Origin of the sequence: Acidovorax sp. ST3 (assembly GCF_003231145.1) — a bacterium.
Taxonomy (GTDB): Bacteria; Pseudomonadota; Gammaproteobacteria; order Burkholderiales; family Burkholderiaceae_C; genus Acidovorax.
In genome coordinates this window covers 482,376-501,574 of record NZ_QKVP01000003.1, presented here as the reverse complement: position 1 = coordinate 501,574, position 19,199 = coordinate 482,376, and the positions used below count along the sequence as shown (strand labels likewise).

13 protein-coding genes are annotated in these 19,199 nt (G+C 66.2%); 10 read left to right on the top strand and 3 right to left on the bottom strand.

What is annotated here, in order from left to right; all coding sequences use genetic code 11:
* Positions 1–4: 4 nt before the first annotated feature.
* Both DNK89_RS11535 and DNK89_RS11530 read left to right on the top strand, forming a co-directional pair.
* The gene (locus DNK89_RS11535) at positions 5–6,274 is read left to right on the top strand and encodes an Hpt domain-containing protein (RefSeq protein ID WP_110960194.1); all 6,270 of its coding nucleotides are present in this window, start codon (positions 5–7) and stop codon (positions 6,272–6,274) included.
* 108 nt (positions 6,275–6,382) lie between these two features.
* The gene (locus DNK89_RS11530) at positions 6,383–7,555 is read left to right on the top strand and encodes a PilT/PilU family type 4a pilus ATPase (RefSeq protein ID WP_110960193.1); all 1,173 of its coding nucleotides are present in this window, start codon (positions 6,383–6,385) and stop codon (positions 7,553–7,555) included.
* Between the two features lie 35 nt (positions 7,556–7,590).
* Here the strand turns inward: DNK89_RS11530 and DNK89_RS11525 are convergent, their stop codons facing one another.
* On the bottom strand, positions 7,591–9,075 hold the full coding sequence (locus tag DNK89_RS11525) for a deoxyribodipyrimidine photo-lyase (protein ID WP_203422249.1): 1,485 nt from the start codon (positions 9,073–9,075) through the stop codon (positions 7,591–7,593).
* A gap of 21 nt (positions 9,076–9,096) precedes the next feature.
* On the opposite strand from DNK89_RS11525, the gene DNK89_RS11520 reads away from it, so the two are divergent.
* The 7 genes from DNK89_RS11520 (at position 9,097) to DNK89_RS11490 (ending at position 15,189) form a co-directional block, all read left to right on the top strand.
* Complete coding sequence (locus DNK89_RS11520; RefSeq protein WP_015015583.1) at positions 9,097–9,696, top strand: YqgE/AlgH family protein; 600 nt, start codon at positions 9,097–9,099, stop codon at positions 9,694–9,696.
* Positions 9,693–10,124: a Holliday junction resolvase RuvX gene (gene ruvX, locus DNK89_RS11515; protein ID WP_110960191.1), complete on the top strand. Its 432-nt coding sequence runs from the start codon at positions 9,693–9,695 to the stop codon at positions 10,122–10,124. Before DNK89_RS11520 ends, ruvX begins: the two co-directional genes overlap by 4 nt.
* A complete protein-coding gene (gene pyrR, locus DNK89_RS11510; RefSeq protein ID WP_110960190.1) occupies positions 10,121–10,645 on the top strand; it encodes a bifunctional pyr operon transcriptional regulator/uracil phosphoribosyltransferase PyrR in 525 nt (174 codons plus the stop codon). Before ruvX ends, pyrR begins: the two co-directional genes overlap by 4 nt.
* Before the next feature lie 12 nt (positions 10,646–10,657).
* Complete coding sequence (locus tag DNK89_RS11505; RefSeq protein WP_015015580.1) at positions 10,658–11,620, top strand: aspartate carbamoyltransferase catalytic subunit; 963 nt, start codon at positions 10,658–10,660, stop codon at positions 11,618–11,620.
* 79 nt (positions 11,621–11,699) lie between these two features.
* Entirely contained in the window at positions 11,700–12,995 is a 1,296-nt protein-coding gene (locus DNK89_RS11500; protein ID WP_015015579.1) for a dihydroorotase, read from the top strand.
* A 27-nt stretch (positions 12,996–13,022) separates the two neighbouring features.
* Positions 13,023–13,760: a 1-acyl-sn-glycerol-3-phosphate acyltransferase gene (locus DNK89_RS11495; RefSeq protein ID WP_110960189.1), complete on the top strand. Its 738-nt coding sequence runs from the start codon at positions 13,023–13,025 to the stop codon at positions 13,758–13,760.
* 196 nt (positions 13,761–13,956) lie between these two features.
* On the top strand, positions 13,957–15,189 hold the full coding sequence (locus tag DNK89_RS11490) for a Yip1 family protein (protein WP_110960188.1): 1,233 nt from the start codon (positions 13,957–13,959) through the stop codon (positions 15,187–15,189).
* 84 nt (positions 15,190–15,273) lie between these two features.
* Here DNK89_RS11490 and DNK89_RS11485 read toward each other — a convergent pair whose 3' ends face one another.
* Complete coding sequence (locus DNK89_RS11485) at positions 15,274–16,338, bottom strand: ABC transporter ATP-binding protein (RefSeq protein WP_110960187.1); 1,065 nt, start codon at positions 16,336–16,338, stop codon at positions 15,274–15,276.
* Positions 16,339–16,622: 284 nt separating this feature from the next.
* Here DNK89_RS11485 and DNK89_RS11480 point away from each other — a divergent pair, with 284 nt between their 5' ends.
* Positions 16,623–18,260, top strand: a complete 1,638-nt coding sequence (locus DNK89_RS11480) for an iron ABC transporter permease (RefSeq protein ID WP_110960391.1) — start codon at positions 16,623–16,625, stop codon at positions 18,258–18,260.
* Between the two features lie 106 nt (positions 18,261–18,366).
* Here DNK89_RS11480 and DNK89_RS24260 read toward each other — a convergent pair whose 3' ends face one another.
* Positions 18,367–19,077, bottom strand: a complete 711-nt coding sequence (locus tag DNK89_RS24260; protein WP_153064280.1) for a hypothetical protein — start codon at positions 19,075–19,077, stop codon at positions 18,367–18,369.
* Positions 19,078–19,199 lie beyond the last annotated feature (122 nt).

Below are 19,199 nucleotides of genomic sequence, written 5' to 3'. Positions count from 1 at the left end.
ATCCATGTCATCTATTGATGTCAACAATGCACCGGCCGCCGACGGGACCCAGGGAGATCAGGACCTGGGTCCTTTGGCTTGGGTGCTTGACGAGCTGCGCAAATCGCTGGACGGCGCCGTCAAGGCAATGCGGCGCTTTGTGCGTGATGCTGAGGTAGCACGCGAGTCCGATCTGGCGGCGCTGGACGCTGGCCCCCTTCGCATTGCGCGCCAGCAATTGCACCAGGCCTGCGGTGCGCTGGAAATGGTGGGCATGGGCCCGCCCGCACTGGTGCTGCGGTCCATGGAATCGGCGGTGCAGAAATTTGTTCAGCGCCCCGAGACCTGCAGCGATGACGCTGCCGCCGTCATCGAGCGTGCCAGTTTTGCACTGATCGAATACCTGGAAACCGTGCTGGCCGGCAAAGCTGTGTCGCCCGTGGCGCTGTTTCCGCAATACCGCGATGCGCAGGCCCTGGCGGGTGCTGATCGTGTTCACCCTGCGGATCTGTGGCCGGTGGAACGCCGTTTCCGAGAACCTGAAGGCGCGGTGTCGCTGCCTCCATTGCCTTATGGTCCCGAGGCGCGTGCGCGGCTGGATGCCGCGGTGCTGCGCATCGTCAAGTCGGGGGACCTGAAGGCAGCCCTCAGCTTGCGCGACACCTGCCTGGGCTTTGTGGCTGCCCAGACGGACCGGCAAGCGCGCGCGTTCTGGAAAATCTGCGCGGGCTTCTTCGACGCCTTTGGCTCAGGGCAGTTGCCGCCGGATGTGTACGTCAAGCGCGTGGCGTCTCGTGTGCTCATGCAGTACGCCACCCTGGCCAAGGGCGATCCAACGATTGCCGACCGGCTGGTGCAGGACCTGCTGTTCTTCTGCTCGCAGGCGCGGGTGGCAGATCTCCCGGATGACGCTGCGCCCTCGCTGCGGGCGGTTCGCCAGGCTTTTGCGTTGGACCGCTTCAAGCCGGTGGACTACGAGACCGCCCGCTTTGGCCGTTTTGACCCGGCGGTGTTGGCCCAGGCGCGCAAGCGCATTGCTTCGGCCACGGAAACCTGGTCCGCCCTGGCGGGCGGTGACCGCAACAAACTCAAGCCAGCGGCAGACCAGTTCAGTTTGGTGTGCGATTCGCTGCGCAAACTCCATCCCGGTAGCGAGAACCTGGCGCAGGCGCTGACGCGTGCCCTCGATTCCACCACCCGATCGGGTGAGCCTCCATCGCCCGCGTTGGCGATGGAAGTGGCTACCTCGGTGCTGTACTTGCAAGCGGCTTTTGAAGAGCTGGACACCGCGGACGAGCAGATGGAAGCCCGCGCCAGCCGTCTCGCAGAGCGTCTGGACGCGGTCACGGCGGGCGCCGAACCCGAACCGCTCGAACAATGGATGGAAGAGCTGTACCGCCGGGTCAGCGACAACCAGACCATGGGCAGCGTGGTCGATGAACTCCGCGTGACCCTGGGCGAGGCCGAAAAGGCCATGGACCAGTTTTTCCGAAACCCCAAGGACACCGGTGTGCTGGCGACCGTGCCAGGACATCTCGCGCAAATGCGTGGCGTGCTGTCGGTGCTGGGGTTGGACCAGGCGTCGCTGGCCGTGGTTCGCATGCGCGACACGGTGGAGCGTCTGCTGATCAACGAGGTGCCCGAAGAAGAACGCCAGGGAGCGTTTGAAAAGCTGGGCAACAGCCTGGGAGCCTTGGGCTTCCTGATCGACATGCTGAGCTACCAGCGCACCATGGCGCGCAAGCTCTTCGTGTACGACGAAGAGCTGGGTGAACTGCGCATTCTCATGGGCAAGACCCGTGCGCGCGCCTCCGATGCGGTGGAAGAAGCGCCTGCGAAGCTGGAAGAGCGCTCAGCCACCGTGGTGCCTGACGTGATTCCACGGTTCCCTGTGCAGGAGCCTGCTAGCGAGCCCACGGACTTTGCGCCGTTCCCTGATTTTGAATCGGCCCCTGCGGCCGATGCTGGCGTGGCGGCTGAGCCCGCCGGCCTGGCCCCGGACATTTCTTTTGACGTGTCGGCCCCTGCCGTGGTGGCCCCTGCGCCAGCCGAGGCGGCGTCCCCGGTGCCCGCCGCTGCGCCCGCCGCAGTGCCCGATGTGGAAGACGAACTGCTCGACGTGTTCCTCGAAGAGGCGCGCGAAGTGGTGGTGAACGGTCTGGCTGCCATCGAGCAGCTGCGGGGAGAACCCGGTGACCTGAGCGAGCAGACCACACTGCGCCGTGCGTTCCATACGCTCAAGGGCAGTTCGCGCATGGTGGGGCTGAACGACTTTGGCGAATCCGCCTGGTCGATGGAGCAGGTGCTCAACGTCTGGCTCGCCGAACAAAAGCCCATGCAGCCGAGCCTGCTGCAGCTGTCGACCGACGCCCTGCATGCCTTCAGCAGCTGGGCCGATGACATCGCTGCAGGCCGGGCGACGGGCTGGGACCCCGAGTCTTTCCGCCGATCCGCCGACGCCATGCGTCTGGACGGCACACTGGTGCCGCTGGCCATGGCCTCGGGTGGCGCTGCCGCCCTGAAGCCCGTCCTGGACTCGGCAGTGGCAGACGTCGCAGAGGAGCCCGCACCGGAGCCGACCATGGCGGCGCTGGCCCTCCCTGTCGAGACGCTCGAAGACGAACTGGCGGTACCGGACTTCCAGGCCACCGAGATCTCGGACCATGTGCCCGAACAACCTGCGGAAGTCGCCAGCGCTGCGCCAGAGGTGGCCGAGGAGATCGACTTCTCCGTGTTCACCGCAGCACTCAACGAGTCCGCTTCTGAACCTGCACCGGCGGTGGATCCGTCCAGCGCAGACTTCGTGCTCGACCTGGAGCTGCCCGATCTGGAACCTGTGTCGGCCGAGACGCTGGCGCCAGCAATGGCTCACGCAGAGCCCGTCGACGCGCCGCTGGAAGTCCCCGCAGACACTCTGGGCGACGACTTCCTGCTACCGGCAGACCTGGTGCTCGACGTGCCCGAACCGGAAACCGGGGTGGTCACGGAGGCCAGCGTTCCTTCGGACGGGTTGGAAGCGCTGGATGTGGCCGAGCTGGAGAAGCTGCTGGAGGCCGAGTCGGCCGAGGCTGCTGCACTGCAGGCACCTGCCCCCGAGGACGTTGCCGAGGCAAGTCCCGAAGCCTTGCCAGACGACCTCGCTGAAGCAGAGTCCGCGCAAGACGTGGCGAATCTGCTCGATGCCCTGCCGCAGGAAGAAGGCGGCAGCGACGATGCCGTCAAGGTCATCGACACGCTGCGCATCGGCATCCCGCTCTACAACGTGTACCTGAATGAGGCCGATGAATGGTCTCGTCGCCTGGTGACCTGCTTGCAGGAATGGGCGCTGGAGCTGCACGAGCCGCTGCCTGACACGGCCGTGGCCTTATCGCACTCGCTGGCCGGCAGTTCGGCCACGGTAGGCTTCACCGCGTTGTCCGAAATGGCCCGCGTGCTGGAGCACACGCTGCAGCATGTGCAATTGCAGTCGGGGGGCACCGAGGAACAGGCGGCCGCCTTCATGGCAGCGGCGGAAGACATCCGTCGCCTGCTGCACCAGTTTGCTGCCGGGTTCCTCAAAGAGCCCAGCCCGGAAGTGCTGGCCCAGCTGCGCCAGATTCTGGAAACCGAGGTGGTCAGCACCCAGTCTCCGCCCGAAGAGGATGCGCAGGCCTACCTCGACGCCGCCGAGCAGGAAGCGTCCGAAGCTGCCGCTGCCGAATTGGCACCAGAGCCGGTGGCGAAGGCGCCCGTCGCGGATGCCGAGCCAGAGCCAGCTGCACCTGCCGTGCCCGAGCCCGTGTCCGCACCTGCCGTGGGCCATGTGGCCCCCGCGCTGTCTGCGGTCATCCACGACCATGATCAGCACATTGACGATGCCATCGCGCACGCCATTGCCTCGATCCCGGACGCGGACGACGACATCGATGCGATCGACGTCATCGACCCTGACCTGTTCCCCATCTTCGAAGAAGAGGCGGCCGAGTTGCTGCCCCAGCTGGGTGGTGCGCTGCGCCAGTGGGCCTCGCGCCCCGACAACCTCAGCGCCCGCAGCGAAGTGTTGCGAGCCCTGCATACGCTCAAGGGCAGTTCACGACTGGCCGGTGCGATGCGCCTGGGCGAAATGGCCCATCGGCTGGAATCTGCGATCGAACAACTGGACGCAGAGACCGTCACGGCCGACCAGATCGAGCCGCTGCAAGGTAGTTTCGACGGCCTGCAAGCCAACTTCGAGGCACTGCGTGCCATTGGTCAGGCTCCCTCGGACGGTGTGGTGGCTTTGCCGGTGGAAGCCGTGCCTGCCGCCCGCGCCAGCGTGGAGGATGTGTCGGAGGCTTCCGTCCCGTCGGTGGCCGCACCGTCTGCCAAGCCGGTGGCGATGACGGCCCCGGCCGTGCGCCTGCCAGGACCCTCGCAACTGGCGCCCCTGCGCGTGGCGGCCAACCAGTCGGTGCGCGTGCGTGCACAGCTGCTGGACCGCCTGGTCAACCAGGCGGGCGAGGTGATGATCAGCCGTTCACGCCTCGACGCGCGCCTGGGCCAGTTCCGCAGCTCGCTCACCGATCTGTCGGGCAACCTGGACCGCTTGCGCCAGCAATTGCGCGACATCGAGGTGCAAGCCGAGTCGCAGATGCAGTCGCGCCTGGCGCTGTCCAAGGACTCTGCGGCAGGCTTCGATCCGCTGGAGTTCGACCGCTTCACCCGGGTGCAGGAGTTGACCCGCATGATGGCCGAGTCGGTCAACGACGTGGCCACGGTGCAGCGCAATCTGCAACGCGCCATGGAAGGCGCCGAAGACGACCTGATCGCTCAGGGCCGCCAGGCGCGTGAGCTGCAGCGCGATCTGCTGCGCACCCGCATGGTGGAGTTCGAAGGCATTGCCGAACGCCTGTACGCCGTAGTGCGCCAGGCCTCCAAGGAAACCGGCAAACAGATCAAGCTGGACATCACCGGCGGCTCCATTGAAATGGACCGTGGCGTGCTGGACCGCATGACACCCGCCTTCGAGCACTTGCTGCGCAATTGCGTGGCCCACGGCATCGAAGAGCCGGAGGTCCGCATGGCGGCTGGCAAGCCGGCGTCGGGCACCATCACGGTGGACCTGCACCACGAAGGCAATGACGTGTCGGTCGAGTTCCGTGATGACGGTGCGGGCCTGAACCTGCCGCGCATCCGCGAAAAGGCCCTGTCCCAGGGCATCGTGGAACCCGGCGTGGAGCTGAGCGACGCCGATGCCGCCAACCTGATCTTCATGCCGGGCTTCTCGACGGCCTCGGAGGTCACGGGCCTGGCAGGTCGTGGCATCGGCATGGACGTGGTGCGTGCCGAAATCAACGCGCTCGGCGGCCGCATTGAAACCACAACGGAGGCCGGTAAGGGCGCTGCGTTCCGCATGGTGCTGCCGTTGACCACGGCGGTGACGCAGGTGGTGATGCTGCGCTCGGGCGATCTGGCGATCGGGGTTCCGGCCAACGTGGTCGAAATCGTCCGTCGCACCTCGGCCCCCGACCTTGCAGAGGCGTATCGCACCGGTGTGTTTGACGACGGCATGGAGAAGATCCCGTTCTTCTGGTCGGGAGCCCTCCTGCAGTCGTCCCCCCGCAGCACCGAGCCAGCGGGCAAGACCCGTCCGGTGGTGATCTTCCGAAGCGCTGCCCAGCGCGTGGCCATGCACGTGGACGAAGTGCTGGGCAACCAGGAAGTCGTGGTGAAGAACCTGGGGCCGCAGTTGTCCCGTCTGCCAGGTCTGGCGGGCATGTCTGTGCTGGCCTCGGGTGCCGTGGTATTGATCTACAACCCGGTGGCCTTGGCCACGGTGTACGGCGACCAGGTGCGTGCGGCCAGTGCCGACATGGCGCCAGCACCCGACACCCCCGCTGCCGGAGGCACGGGCAAAGCCGTGGTGTCCCAGCAGTTGTCCGGCCCCAGCCAGGTGCCTTTGGTGCTGGTGGTGGACGACTCCATCACGGTGCGCCGCGTGACGCAGCGCCTGCTGCAGCGCGAAGGCTACCGTGTGGCCCTGGCGGCCGATGGCCTGCAGGCGCTGGAGCGCTTGCAGGAAGAGCGCCCGACGGTGGTTCTGTCCGATATCGAAATGCCGCGCATGGACGGCTTCGATCTGGCGCGCAACATCCGTGCAGACGGCGCCTTGCGTGATCTGCCCATCATCATGATCACCTCGCGCATTGCCGAAAAGCACCGCGAGCATGCGATGGAGCTGGGCGTGAACCACTACCTGGGCAAGCCGTATTCGGACGAAGAGCTGCTGAGCCTGATTCAGCACTACGCCCGCATCGCCGCAGCGGCCGAGGCCTGACACCATGCCGGCCCACTCCCGACCCTGCGAGTCAGCCTGGGTCGGGAGTGCTCATTCATCACCATCGCTCGTGTCCCGTGCATGAATACGGCGGACCGCGTCTCCGTGATGGACCCGCTGGCACCATCCCCATCCCCCGATCCCCGGCTGCTGGCTTGCCTGGCCCTGGTGGCGCGCGAGCGCGCTTCGGACCTGTTTCTGATGGCCGGTGCTGCGCCCACCATCAAGCGGCAGGGCGCCTTCATCCCCATTGCGCAGCAAGTCCTGTCAGCCGACGATGTGCGGCAAATGGCCTATTCCATCCTGCGGGAGGCCCAGCGCAAGGAGTTTGAGGCCACGATGGAATGTGACCTCTCGCTGCAGACCGCCGATGGCGAGCGCTTTCGGGTGAATGTGCACATGCAGCGGGGGCAAGTCGGCATGGTGATTCGCCATGTGATTGCGCGGATTCCCACGCTGGAAGAACTGGGGTTGCCGCCCGTGCTCCAGCGGCTGGCGTTTCTCAAAGGGGGGTTGGTGTTGACGGTGGGCTCGGCAGGCTCCGGCAAGACCACCACGCTGGCTGCACTGCTGGACCATCGCAACACGCACACCGGCGGGCACATCCTTACGGTGGAAGACCCCATCGAATACCTGCACAGCCACAAAAAATCCCTGGTGACGCAACGCGAGGTAGGGCTCGATACCCTGTCGTACGACGAAGCACTGCGCCGCGCCATGCGCGAGGCGCCCAACGTGATCATGATTGGCGAGATCCGCGACCGGGCCACCATGCAGCATGCGCTGCACTACGCCGAATCCGGCCACCTGTGTGTGTCCACCCTGCACGCCAACAACGCCAACCAGGCCGTGCAGCGCATCGTGAATTTCTTCCCCGAGGATGCGCACCGCCAACTGCTCATGGACCTGTCGCTCAACCTGCGCGCCGTGATTGCGCAGCGGCTGGTCCAGGGGCTTGCGGGCCATCTGGTACCCGCTACTGAGATCATGCTGCTGACGCCCTATGTGGCCGAGCTGATCCAGAAGGGGCAGATCGACGAACTCAAGACCGCCATCACCCGCAGCGGCGAGCAGGGCATGTGGAGCTTTGACCAGTCGCTGCTGGGCATGGTGGAGGCGGGCGCGATATCGCCCGAAGAAGCCATCGCCAACGCGGACAACCGCACCGATGTCCGCTTGCGGCTGCGGCTGGCCGCGGGGGCCTCGCTGGGCGGCGAGGGCATGCAGATGGCGCCGGAGGAACCCCCGCCAGACGATCTGCCACCCACGGTCCATCGCTGACCCAACGTGTGCCCTGGCCAACAGGGCGTGCGGCGTTACCCCCCGGCCGTTTTGACGACGGCGTAGCGTTCCAGCGTGCGCTGCCGCGCTGCATCGTGCTCCACCACGGGCAGGGGGTAGGTGTCACCCAAGCGTACCCCCGCCTCCTGCAGCTCCAGCGGCCGCGCCAGCCAGGGGGCGTGCAACGCCTTGGTGGGGAGTGCTGCCAGCTGGGGCAGGTAGCGGCGGATGAACTTTCCCTCCGGGTCGAACTTCTCGCTCTGGTTCACCGGGTTGAAGATGCGGAAATAGGGCTGGGCATCGCACCCGCTGGAGCTGGCCCACTGCCAGCCGCCGTTGTTGGCGGCCAGGTCGAAGTCATTGAGGTGCGTGGCAAAGTAGGCCTCGCCGCGCCGCCAGTCGATGCCCAGGTCTTTCACCAGAAAGCTGGCCACCACCATGCGCAGGCGGTTGTGCATGTAGCCCGTCTGGTTGATCTGCGCCATGGCGGCATCCACCAGCGGGTAGCCGGTGCGGCCCTCGCACCAAGCGGCAAACAGGGCATCGGCTTCGGGGCCGGTCTCCCAGGCGATGGCGTCGTAGGCCGGCTTGAAGCTCTGGCCCACCACATGCGGGTGGTGGTGCAGGATCTGGAAGTAGAAGTCCCGCCAGACCAGTTCGCTGAGCCAGGTCGTGGCGCCGGGGTTGCCCTCCAGCATCAGGCGGTGCGCCGTGCGTGCCAGCAAGCGCGGCGAGATGGTGCCAAAACGCAGGTGCACGCTCAGGTAGCTGGGCCCTTTCACCGCTGGAAAGTTGCGCGTGTCCTCATACCGCTCGATGCGGCCCAGAAAATCGTCGAACAGCTGCTGTGCGCCCTGAGCGCCCGTGGGCAGGCGCAGCTGGGACAGCGCTGTGGGCTCAAACCCGAGGTCCTGCAAGGTGGGCACGGGCTGGCAATGGGCCTCGGGGCGCGCTGCCAGATGGTGGGCGTGGCGCTCCACCGGATAGCTCTTGAGCTGGAACGCGTCGATCTTCTTGAGCCACGCATTTTTGTACGGCGTGAACACGCTGTACGGGTTGCCGGTCTGCGTCAGCACCTCACTGCGTTCCAGCAGGGTATGGTCCTTGAAGGTGTGAAAGGCCTTGCCGGCGGCCGCCAGGCACGTGCGTACCAGGCGGTCGCGGTCCAGCGCCTGGGGTTCATCGTCGTGGTTGGCAAAGACAGCCTGCACGTCCAGGGCGCTGGCCAGGGCCGGAATGGCGTCGCTGGCCACCGCGTGCCACACGATGAGGCCGCCCCTTTCCTGCCCCGAAAGCGCGCGCAGCGTGTCATCCAGCTCCACCAGCGACTCGCGGATGAACTCCACCCGCCGGTCTGCGCGGGGCAAGGCGTCGAGGATGTCCTTGTCAAAGACAAAGGCGCAAAACACCTGCTCGCAGCGCGTCAGCGCGTGGTACAGGGCGGCCTGGTCGTGGGCGCGCAGGTCGCGGCGGAACCAGACCAGGCCGCGGGGGTAGCGGGGCTCGGGGGAGGGGGGCATGTTCACCGTTAAAATTGCGAGATGTCTTTCGATTCTGCGCCCATCAACCTGACGCATCATTTCCTGATCGCGATGCCCGGCCTGGAAGATGAGTCTTTTGCGCGCAGCGTTGTCTATCTGTGCGAGCACAGCGAGCGCGGTGCGCTCGGCCTCATCATCAACAAGCCCACCGATATCACCCTCAAGGGCCTGTTCGACAAGGTGGACCTGTCTCTGCGCCGTGAGGACCTCACCAAAGAGCCCGTTTTCCAGGGTGGCCCGGTGCAGACCGAGCGCGGTTTTGTGTTGCACGAACCCATGCTCATGGACAAGGGGGAAACCGACGAGTCGGCCTACGCCTCCACCATGACCATCCCCGGTGGCCTGGAGATGACCACCTCCAAGGACGTGCTCGAAGCCCTTTCCACTGGCGCAGGTCCCCGCCGCGTGCTCATCACGCTGGGGTATTCGTCCTGGGGCGAGGGTCAGTTGGAGTCTGAGCTTGCCGAGAACGCCTGGCTCACGGTGGCCGCCGATCTGTCGGTGATCTTCGACACGCCCGTGCCCGAGCGGTACGACCGGGCCCTGTCGCTTCTGGGCCTGCAGGCCTGGATGCTGTCGCCCGAGGCGGGGCACGCATGACCGGCGTGCCCGTTCAGTCGATCCAGCCGCCAGCCGTTCCTGCGCATTTCCAGACCTTTCTTGCTTTTGACTTTGGCCTCAAGCGCACGGGCGTGGCCTCGGGCAACCGCATGCTCAAGAGCGCCACGCCCCAGCGCACCATCCAGGCCGAGGGCGACGCCCGTTTTGCCCAGGTGGCCGAGCGCATCAAGGAATGGCAGCCTGACGCTTTGGTGATCGGCGTGCCTTACCACCCGGACGGCGCAGCCCACGAAAACACCGCACGTGCGCTCAAGTTCGGGCGCCAGTTGCGTGGCCGCTTTGGTCTGCAGGTGTTTGAGGTGGACGAGCGCTACAGCACCACCGAAGCCATCGCCGGTGGCGCCAAGGATGCCGACGCGGCCTCGGCCTGCATCATCCTGGAACAGTTTTTGAGGAATCTTCCATGACCACCCCATCCCCCGGAATGTCCGGCAGCCTGGTGCTAGACGCCGAGGCGCTGTACCGCGAGCTGCTGCGCGGCGTGCGCAGCATGCTCACCCCCACCACGCGCCTGGCGGGCATTGCCTCGGGCGGTGCCTGGCTGGCCGAGCGCCTGCAAAAAGACCTGGGCCTGGAAGGGCCCGCAGGCGTGCTCTCGTCGGTGATGCACCGCGATGACTTTGCGCAGCGCGGCCTGTCGGCCAGCGCACAGACCGCTCTGCCGTTTGATGTGAACGGCGCCGACGTGCTGGTGCTCGACGACGTGCTCTACACCGGCCGCACCATCCGCGCCGTGCTCAACGAGCTGTTCGACTACGGCCGCCCCGCCAGCGTGCGCCTGGCCGTGCTGGTGGACCGGGGTGGGCGCGAACTGCCCGTGCAGGCCGACTTTGCCGCCGCACGCGTGGCTCTGCCAACCGCCCAGTCGCTGGCCCTGGCGCGGGGCGACAGCGGCACCTTCCAATTCCAAGTCCAGGACAAAGACTAAAGAGGCCCGACCGTGCTGCACAAGCGCAACCCCCAACTCAACAAGAACGGCGAGCTGATCCACCTGCTGTCCATCGAGGGCCTGCCGCGCGACATCGTCACGCACATCCTCGACACGGCCGCCAACTTCGTGAGCGTGAACGACCGCGAAGTCAAGAAGGTGCCCCTGCTGCGCGGCAAGAGCGTGTTCAATCTGTTCTTCGAGAACAGCACGCGCACCCGCACCACCTTCGAGATCGCCGCCAAGCGCCTGTCGGCCGACGTGATCAACCTGGACATCGCGCGCAGCTCGGCCAGCAAGGGCGAATCGCTGCTCGACACCATCGCCAACCTGAGCGCGATGGCCGCCGACCTGTTCGTGGTGCGGCACAGCGAGTCGGGCGCGCCCTACCTCATCGCCCAGCATGTGGCGCCCCATGTGCACGTGATCAATGCCGGCGACGGTCGCCATGCCCACCCCACGCAGGGGCTGCTGGACATGTACACCATCCGCCACTACAAGAAGGACTTCAGCAACCTCACGGTGGCCATCGTGGGCGACGTGCTGCACTCGCGCGTGGCGCGCTCGGACATCCACGGCCTGACCACCTTGGGCTGCGCCGAAGTGCGTGTGGTGGGCCCGCGCACGCTGGTGCCATCTGACATGGCGCAGATGGGCGTGCGCGTGTGCCACACGCTCGAAGAGGGCATCAAGGATGCCGACGTGGTCATCATGCTGCGCCTGCAGAACGAGCGCATGAGCGGCGCGCTGCTGCCGTCCAGCCAGGAGTATTTCAAGAGCTTCGGTCTCACGCAGGAAAAGCTGCAACTGGCCAAGCCCGATGCCATCGTCATGCACCCCGGCCCCATCAACCGCGGCGTGGAAATCGACTCCGCCGTGGTCGATGGCAAGCAGAGCGTGATCCTGCCGCAGGTGACCTTCGGCATCGCGGTGCGCATGGCGGTGATGTCCATCGTCGCAGGGAATGAAGCGTGACCCGTCGGGTGAATGCTCCTGTTTTAATAGCTGCTAGCGCATATATCACTGGCGCTATCGGCCTATTTGGCTTGAAATCATGAAGATACTGATCCAGAACGGCCGTGTGATCGACCCCGCCTCGGGCCTTGACCAGACCTGCGACATCGCGCTGGCGGCAGGCCGCATCGTGGGCGTCAACCGGGTGCCTCCTGACTTTGCACCCAACCGCACCATCAACGCTGCAGGCTGCATCGTGCTGCCCGGCCTGGTGGACCTGGCCGCGCGGCTGCGCGAGCCCGGCCACGAGCACGAAGGCATGCTCGAATCCGAAATGGCTGCCGCTGTGGCCGGTGGCGTGACCAGCCTGGTCTGCCCGCCCGACACCGACCCCGTGCTCGACGAACCCGGCCTGGTGGAGATGCTCAAGTTCCGCGCCGAGAAGCTGCACCAGTCGCGCCTGTTCCCGCTGGGCGCGCTCACGCGCGGTTTGGCCGGCGAGGTGCTGACCGAGATGGCCGAGTTGACCGAGTCCGGCTGCGTGGGCTTTGGCCAGGCCGAGGTGCCGCTGGCCAGCACCCAGGTGCTGCAGCGCGCGCTGCAGTACGCCGCCACCTTCGGCTACACGGTGTGGCTGCGCCCGCAAGAGATGCACCTGGGCAAGGGCGTGGCCGCCAGCGGTGCGCTGGCCACGCGGCTGGGCCTGTCGGGCGTGCCCGTGGCCGCCGAGACCATTGCGCTGCACACCATTTTTGAACTGCTCAAGACCACCGGCGCGCGCGTGCACCTGTGCCGCCTCAGCAGCGCTGCGGGTGTTGATCTGGTGCGCCGCGCCAAGGCCGATGGCCTGAAAGTCACGGCCGACGTCAGCATGAACTCGCTGCACCTCACCGAGAACGACATCGGCTTCTTTGACAGCCGCGCGCGCCTGACGCCGCCGTTGCGCCAGCAGCGCGACCGCGACGCCCTGAGCGCGGCGCTGCTCGATGGCACCATCGATGCGCTGGTGTCCGACCACACCCCGGTGGATGAAGACGCCAAGACCCTGCCGTTCGCCGAGGCCGAACCCGGCGCCACGGGCCTGGAGCTGCTGCTGTCGCTGGCACTCAAGTGGTCGCAGGACAGCGGCGTGCCCTTGCAGCGCGCGCTGGCCGTGGTCACCGCCGAGCCCGCACGCGTGCTGGGCAACGCGCTGGGCACCTTGCAGGCCAGCGTGGGCCAGATCGTGGAAGGCGGCGTGGGTGACCTCTGCATCTTCGACCCGCAGGCCGCCTGGACGGTGCAGGACGACGCGCTCGCCAGCCAGGGCAAACACACGCCGTTCTCGGGCTACGAGCTGCCCGGCCGTGTGCGCATGACCCTGGTGGGCGGACAGGTCGCTTTCGACCGCAGCTGAGACGACTCAACGCGATAAGGCCCAGCCGTGAAGTTCCTGCGCGCCAGCTGGCGCCTCTTGCGGCTGCTGGGCCATATTGCCAAGGGCCTGTGGATCGTGGCGCTGCGGTTTCCGTCGCTGTCGCCGGAACAGCAACACGCCCGCGTGCAGGTGTGGTCGATGGAGCTGCTGGCCCATGCGGGCATCAGCCTGCGCATCCTCGGGCGGCCCCCGGTCACCGGCCCGGTGATGCTGGTGGCCAACCACATCTCGTGGCTCGACATCCCGGTGATGCACGCCTCACGGCACTGCCGTTTTGTCTCCAAATCCGACGTGCAGGCCTGGCCGCTGATCGGCACCCTGGCCACGGCCGCTGGCACGCTCTACATCGAGCGCAGCTCGCGCCGCGATGCGCTGCGCATGGTTCGGTCCATGCAAGAGGCGCTGGAGCGTGGCGAAGTGCTGGCCGTGTTCCCCGAGGGCACCACGGGTGACGGGCGCGAGATGCTGCCCTTCCACGCCAACCTGTTGCAGGCCGCCGTGGCCGCGCAGGCACCGGTGCAGCCCGTGGGGCTACGCTTTGCCGACAAGGCCACCGGCGCCACCAGCTTCGCACCCAGCTACATCGGCGATGAAACCCTCGTGGGCTCGATCTGGCGCACGCTCAGCGCCCCGCCCATCGAAGCCGTGGTGCACTACGGCACGCCCGAGCTGGCGGGCGAGCGCGACCGCCGCACCTGGACGCAGCACCTGCACGACACCGTCGACAAGCTGCGCAAAGCCTGAGAACGCTCGCAGGCTTCGGGTCCTGCGCTAGGTTCCCAAAAAGCCGTCTTTGTGCGGCAAAAGCGTGCATATTCCACGCTTTGGGTCGTGCAGGCGATGGCGCGGGTGGTCTGCCCGGTGCAATGTCCCGTATCGTCCGCGCTTTCCGTTTGCCTGCGGGTCATCGCAGGCCTTTGCACACTGCCGGGAGGGCACCATGAACCTGATTGAACGCGCCAAAAGCATTCTTCTGCAACCCAAGGAGGCCTGGGCCACCATCGACACGGAGGCTACCGACACCGCCACCCTGTTCACCAGCTACGCCATGATCCTGGCCGCCATCCCGGCGGTCTGCGGTTTCATCGGCATGTCGCTGATCGGTTTTGGCGGCTTTGGCGTCACCATCCGCGTGCCGTTTGTGTCCGGGTTGGTGAACATGGTCGTGTCGTATGGGCTGAGCCTGGTGGGCCTGCTGGTGCTCGGTTTCATCATCGATGCGCTGGCGCCCACCTTCGGCGGGCAAAAGAACGCCATCCAGGCACAGAAGGTGGCGGTGTACGCCAGCACGGCTGCCCTGCTGGGCGGCATCTTCAGCCTGCTGCCCTCGCTGGCCATGCTGGGCCTGTTGGCGGCGGCGTATTCCATCTACCTGCTCTACACCGGCCTGCCGGTGCTCATGCGCAGTGCGCCTGAAAAGTCGGTGGGCTACACAGTGGTGGTCATCATTGCGGCCATCGTGATGGGTGTGGTCATCGGAGCCGTCAGCGCGCTGTTCATGCCGCGCAGCGGTGCGCTGTTTGGCGGCGCCGACGCCCCTGCCATCACCATGAACACGCCCGGCGGCAAGGTCTCCATCGACACCGCAGGTCTCGAAGCCGCAGGCAAGAAGATGGAAGAAGCCGCCCGCAAGATGGAAGAGGCCCAGAAGAGCCAGGACCCGGCCGCCATCGCCGCCGCCACGGGCGATGCCGCCAAGGCTGCGGCCGGTGTGCTGGGTGGGGGGCAGGCCATCGCGGCCCAGTCGCTCAAGGCGGCACTGCCGGAGAAGCTGGCAGGCCTGCCCCGCACGGGTTTTGATGTGCAGGACGGTGCCGCCCTGGGCTTGCCCACCAGCCAGGCCAGTGCGCAATACGGCAACGACGACAAGCAGCTGCGCCTGGAGATCGTGGATGTGGGTGGCCTCGGGCAGATGGCGGTGATGGCCATGGGCATGGTGCAGGGCGAGAAGGAAGACCAGACCAGCGCCGAAAAGACCTGGCAGGAAGGTGGTCGCACGCTGCACCAGCGCTACGACAAGGACGGCAGCCACGCCGAGTTCAAGACCATCCTGAAGAACGGCCTGGTGGTCAGCATCGAAGGCGACAAGATCGGCGTGAAAGAGCTTCGGGGCCTGATGTCGCAGGTGGACCTGAACGGCCTGGAAGGACTGCAGCGCAAGGGCAAGTCCTGAGCTGAAGGGTATTTGCTATCGATTTAATAGCTGCTCGGGCATGCTCGACTAGCGCATCCGGCCGATTTTGACCCCATAGTGGTCTCAGCCACGCGGAAACGTCACCACGTGGTCCACCTGGGCGCGGATGCCGATCCACTCGCCCAGCGCGTGGTCGTGGTGGCTGGGCACATGGGCCAGCACTGTGTGGCCGCTGGCCAGGCGCAGGGTGTACAGAAACTCCGAGCCCCTGAACGACTTGCGCACGATCTGTGCCTGCACGGGCGCATGGTCGTCGTGCACGATGTCGTCGGCGCGCAGCAGCACATCACATTCCCCAGCGGGGTAGCTGCTGGGCAGAGGGCACTCGTCCAGGTCGGTCAGGTCGCCCAAGGGGGTTTGGGCCACCACGTTGTTGCCGCGCTGCACCAGCGTGGCCGGCGCAAACACGCCGTGGCCGATGAAGTCCGCCACAAACCGCGTGGCGGGGCGGTGGTACAGGGTGTACGCGTCGTCCCATTGGTGCAGGTGGCCATCGTTAATCACGCCAATCACATCGCCAATCGCAAAGGCCTCGAACTGGTCGTGGGTGACGAACAGGGCCGTGGCACCAGCGGCTTTCAGGATGCCGCGCACCTCGTGCGCCAGGCGCTCGCGCAGGTCCACGTCGAGGTTGGAGAACGGCTCGTCCAGCAGCATGAGTTGCGGGCGCGGCGCCAGCGCGCGGGCCAGTGCCACACGCTGTTGCTGGCCGCCAGAGAGTTCGTGCGGGTAGCGGTGCTCGCTGCCTTCCAGCCCCACAAGCTTCAGCACCTCGGCCACCCGCGCGGCCTGCTCGGCCCGGGGCAGCTGGTGGATGCCAAACGCTACATTGCGGCCCACCGACAGGTGCGGGAACAGCGCGTAGTCCTGGAACACCATGCCGATGCGACGCAGCTCGGGCGGTACGCTCAGGGTGGCGCTGCTGACCACGCTTTTGGTCAGGCGGATCTCGCCGCCCGTCACGGGCTCCAGCCCGGCCACGGCGCGCAGCAGGGTCGTCTTGCCGCAGCCGGAGGGGCCAATCAGCACGCCGATGTCACCCGCTTTCAGGCTGAGCGTGACGCCGTGCACGGCGGCCTGTGCGCGGCCTGCGTAGCGCACTTCGAGTTGGGAGACCTCAAGAAACATATCCACGCATTTTAGGCGGCGTGGAGTGAATGCTTAAAATTCGCATTTGCATTCCTGGGTGCTGGTGTAGTGTTGCGCGCTGGATGGCACATTGAAAACCGATGGATTTTTGGTCAGGGCAAGGCACAAACCACAGCGATACCCGCAGGTATCGCGAGGATTTGCAACGCAGCCCTGGCCGAAAAGATGCGGTTTTTAAGTGCCAGATAGCGTGCAACACTGCACCAGGGTGCCCATGCCCTTTGGCAGGTGTGCGCTTTCTTCCTTCTGCCGAGCCCACCGCCTTGCGCCGTACCCCGTTCTCTGTCTTTCGCAGCATTCCGCTGATCCTGTTTGCAGGCTTTCTGGCCTTGCCAGTGCTGGCGGTGCTGGCATCGTGGTTGCCGTTCTCGGCCACGGGGCAGGGCGATGCGCAGGCGGGCGCCATCCTGCGCGAAATGGCTTCCACCGTGTTGCCCGGCTACGTGTGGACCACGCTGTGGCTCAGCGTGCTGGTGGCACTGGGCGCCGCCGTGGTGGGCACGCTGGCGGCAGCTGCCGTGACGCTGTTCGACTTTCCGGGCCGCCGCACCTTTGAATGGTTGCTGCTGTTGCCCCTGGCCATGCCCGCCTACGTCACGGCGTATGCGTACACCGACTTTCTGCAGTTCAGCGGCCCGCTGCAGGTGGGCCTGCGCAACACCTTCGGCCTGGAAGGCCGCCTGCTGCCCGAGGTACGCAGCCTGGGCGGCGCAGTGTGGGTGTTCATCTTCTCGCTCTACCCCTATGTGTACCTGCTGGCGCGCACGGCCCTGGGCGAGCGCGCCGCCCACCTCATGGAGGCCGCTCGCCTGCTGGGCGCGCCGCTGCCCCGCCGCATCCGCGCCGTGGCCTTGCCGTTGGCGCGCCCGGCTGTGGCGGCCGGCGTGGCGCTGGTGCTGATGGAAACCCTGGCCGACTTCGGCGTGGCCAGCTACTTCGGCATCCAGACCTTCACCACCGGCATCTACAAGGCCTGGCTGTCGATGGACAACCGCTTGGCTGCCGCGCAGCTGGCCACCATGCTGCTGGTGGTCGTGATGGCGCTGCTGCACCTGGAGCACCGCGCGCAAAAGCGCATGCGTTTTGCCACCGGCGGCGGGCGCGCAGGCTCGGCCGAGGCGCAGCCGCTGCGGCTGCGGGGCGCGCGCCGCTGGGCGGCCTGGGCCGTCTGTACCGTGCCTGTGCTCATGGGGTTTGTGGCGCCCGTGGCCTTCATGTTGCGGCCGCTGGCGGCCGACTGGTCGGTGCTGCCGTGGGAGCGGTTCATGGAATGGGCCTGGCACAGCGTGCGCCTCGGCGGTATCACCGCCGCACTGGCTGTCGCTATCGCGCTCGCCCTGGCTTTTGCGGTGCGCCGCCAGCCCGACGCCATCACGCGTGGCGTGGTGCAACTGGCCAGCGTGGGGTATGCCGTGCCCGGCGCCGTCATCGTCGTGGGGCTGCTGTTGCCCGTGGGCTGGCTGCAAGCGGCCATGCCGCAGTGGGGCGTGGGCGCGCTGGTCACCGCCACGGCGTTTGGCATTGTGTGGGCCTACCTCGTGCGGTTCTGTGCCGTGGCCTTGCAATCCATGCAAAGCGGCTACGCGCGCATTCCGCCCAGCCTGGACGACTCCGCCCGCATGCTGGGCATGGGCAGCGCAGGCCTGCTGGCGCGCGTGCATTGGCCCCTGCTCAAGCGGTCCACCGCCGCAGCCGCGCTGCTGGTGTTTGTGGATGTGATGAAGGAGCTGCCCGCCACCATGGTGCTGCGCCCCTTTAACAGCGACACCCTGGCCGTGGTGGCCTACCAGCTGGCCCGCGACGAGCGCCTGGGCGAAGCGGCCTTGCCGTCACTGGCGCTGGTGGCCGTGGGGCTGGTGCCGGTGATTTTGCTCAGCCGTACGTTGCGCAGCCGGACGTAGCACCAGACTGCAAAGCCTGCCGAGGGGGGGCGTCGATGGTGAATCGGTCTCGCCACTTCTCCGACAGATCGCCAAGATCCAAGGCGCTGCTGTCGTTGTCCGGTCCTCATTGCACAGGGTAGAGCGTTCCTGTGTACCTATCACCGCGCGAGTCACGAGACGGGCGCACGATCAACGTGCGGTAAGACTTGTAGTTGCCGTCTTTCAGCTCATCGCCAACCCACACAATCCATTCTGTCTGCAGGCGTTCACCCCCCCCTTCGGTGGCCGGGCGGCTCACCACCCCGACGATCTTGAAGCTTAAAAATTGTGTCGCTGTTTCGACCTCGACCGTATCTTGGGTCATGGTCACTTTGCCCTGAGCCAACAGAGTCTTCAGCGTGTGGGTAGGACCGTCTGCACGGTTGCGCAGTGAGGACGGGAAGGAGTGCAGGTCCAAGCGTTCATAAAGCGCTTTGGCCGCGTTGGGAGGCAAGGCGGCTTGGGTCACGATGAAAGGCTGGGTGCCGACCATTCGCAATGCATCGCACACCAGGTATTCGCTGCGAATTTCCGCACTGCGTGTGGATTCGTCCGGAGCACTGGTAAACAAAAGGTGGGAATACTGCGCGCAATTGTTTGCCACGCCTCTGTTGTCAAATGGCAAAGCCGTCCTGGGCGCAAAAAGCGCTCCCTTCATGTCCGTCAGTGCGGCTGCCACAGCAGCGTTCTGGGGGCTTACCTGGGTAAGTGCTTTGTGAGCTGAATGACTCGCTGCTGGTGATGCGGCCACTGAGACGCAGAGAATTGCCGCCGCGGCGAGACCAAATTTCTTCAATTGATGTCCTCCAAGAGCGTGCTGCGGCCTCCTGATTGCGGCGACCGTCATCACACTGGCAAGGCAGCATTGTCTTCACTGGCTTCGGTGATTTTTTGCCGGGCGCTGCGCAGCCAGCATCA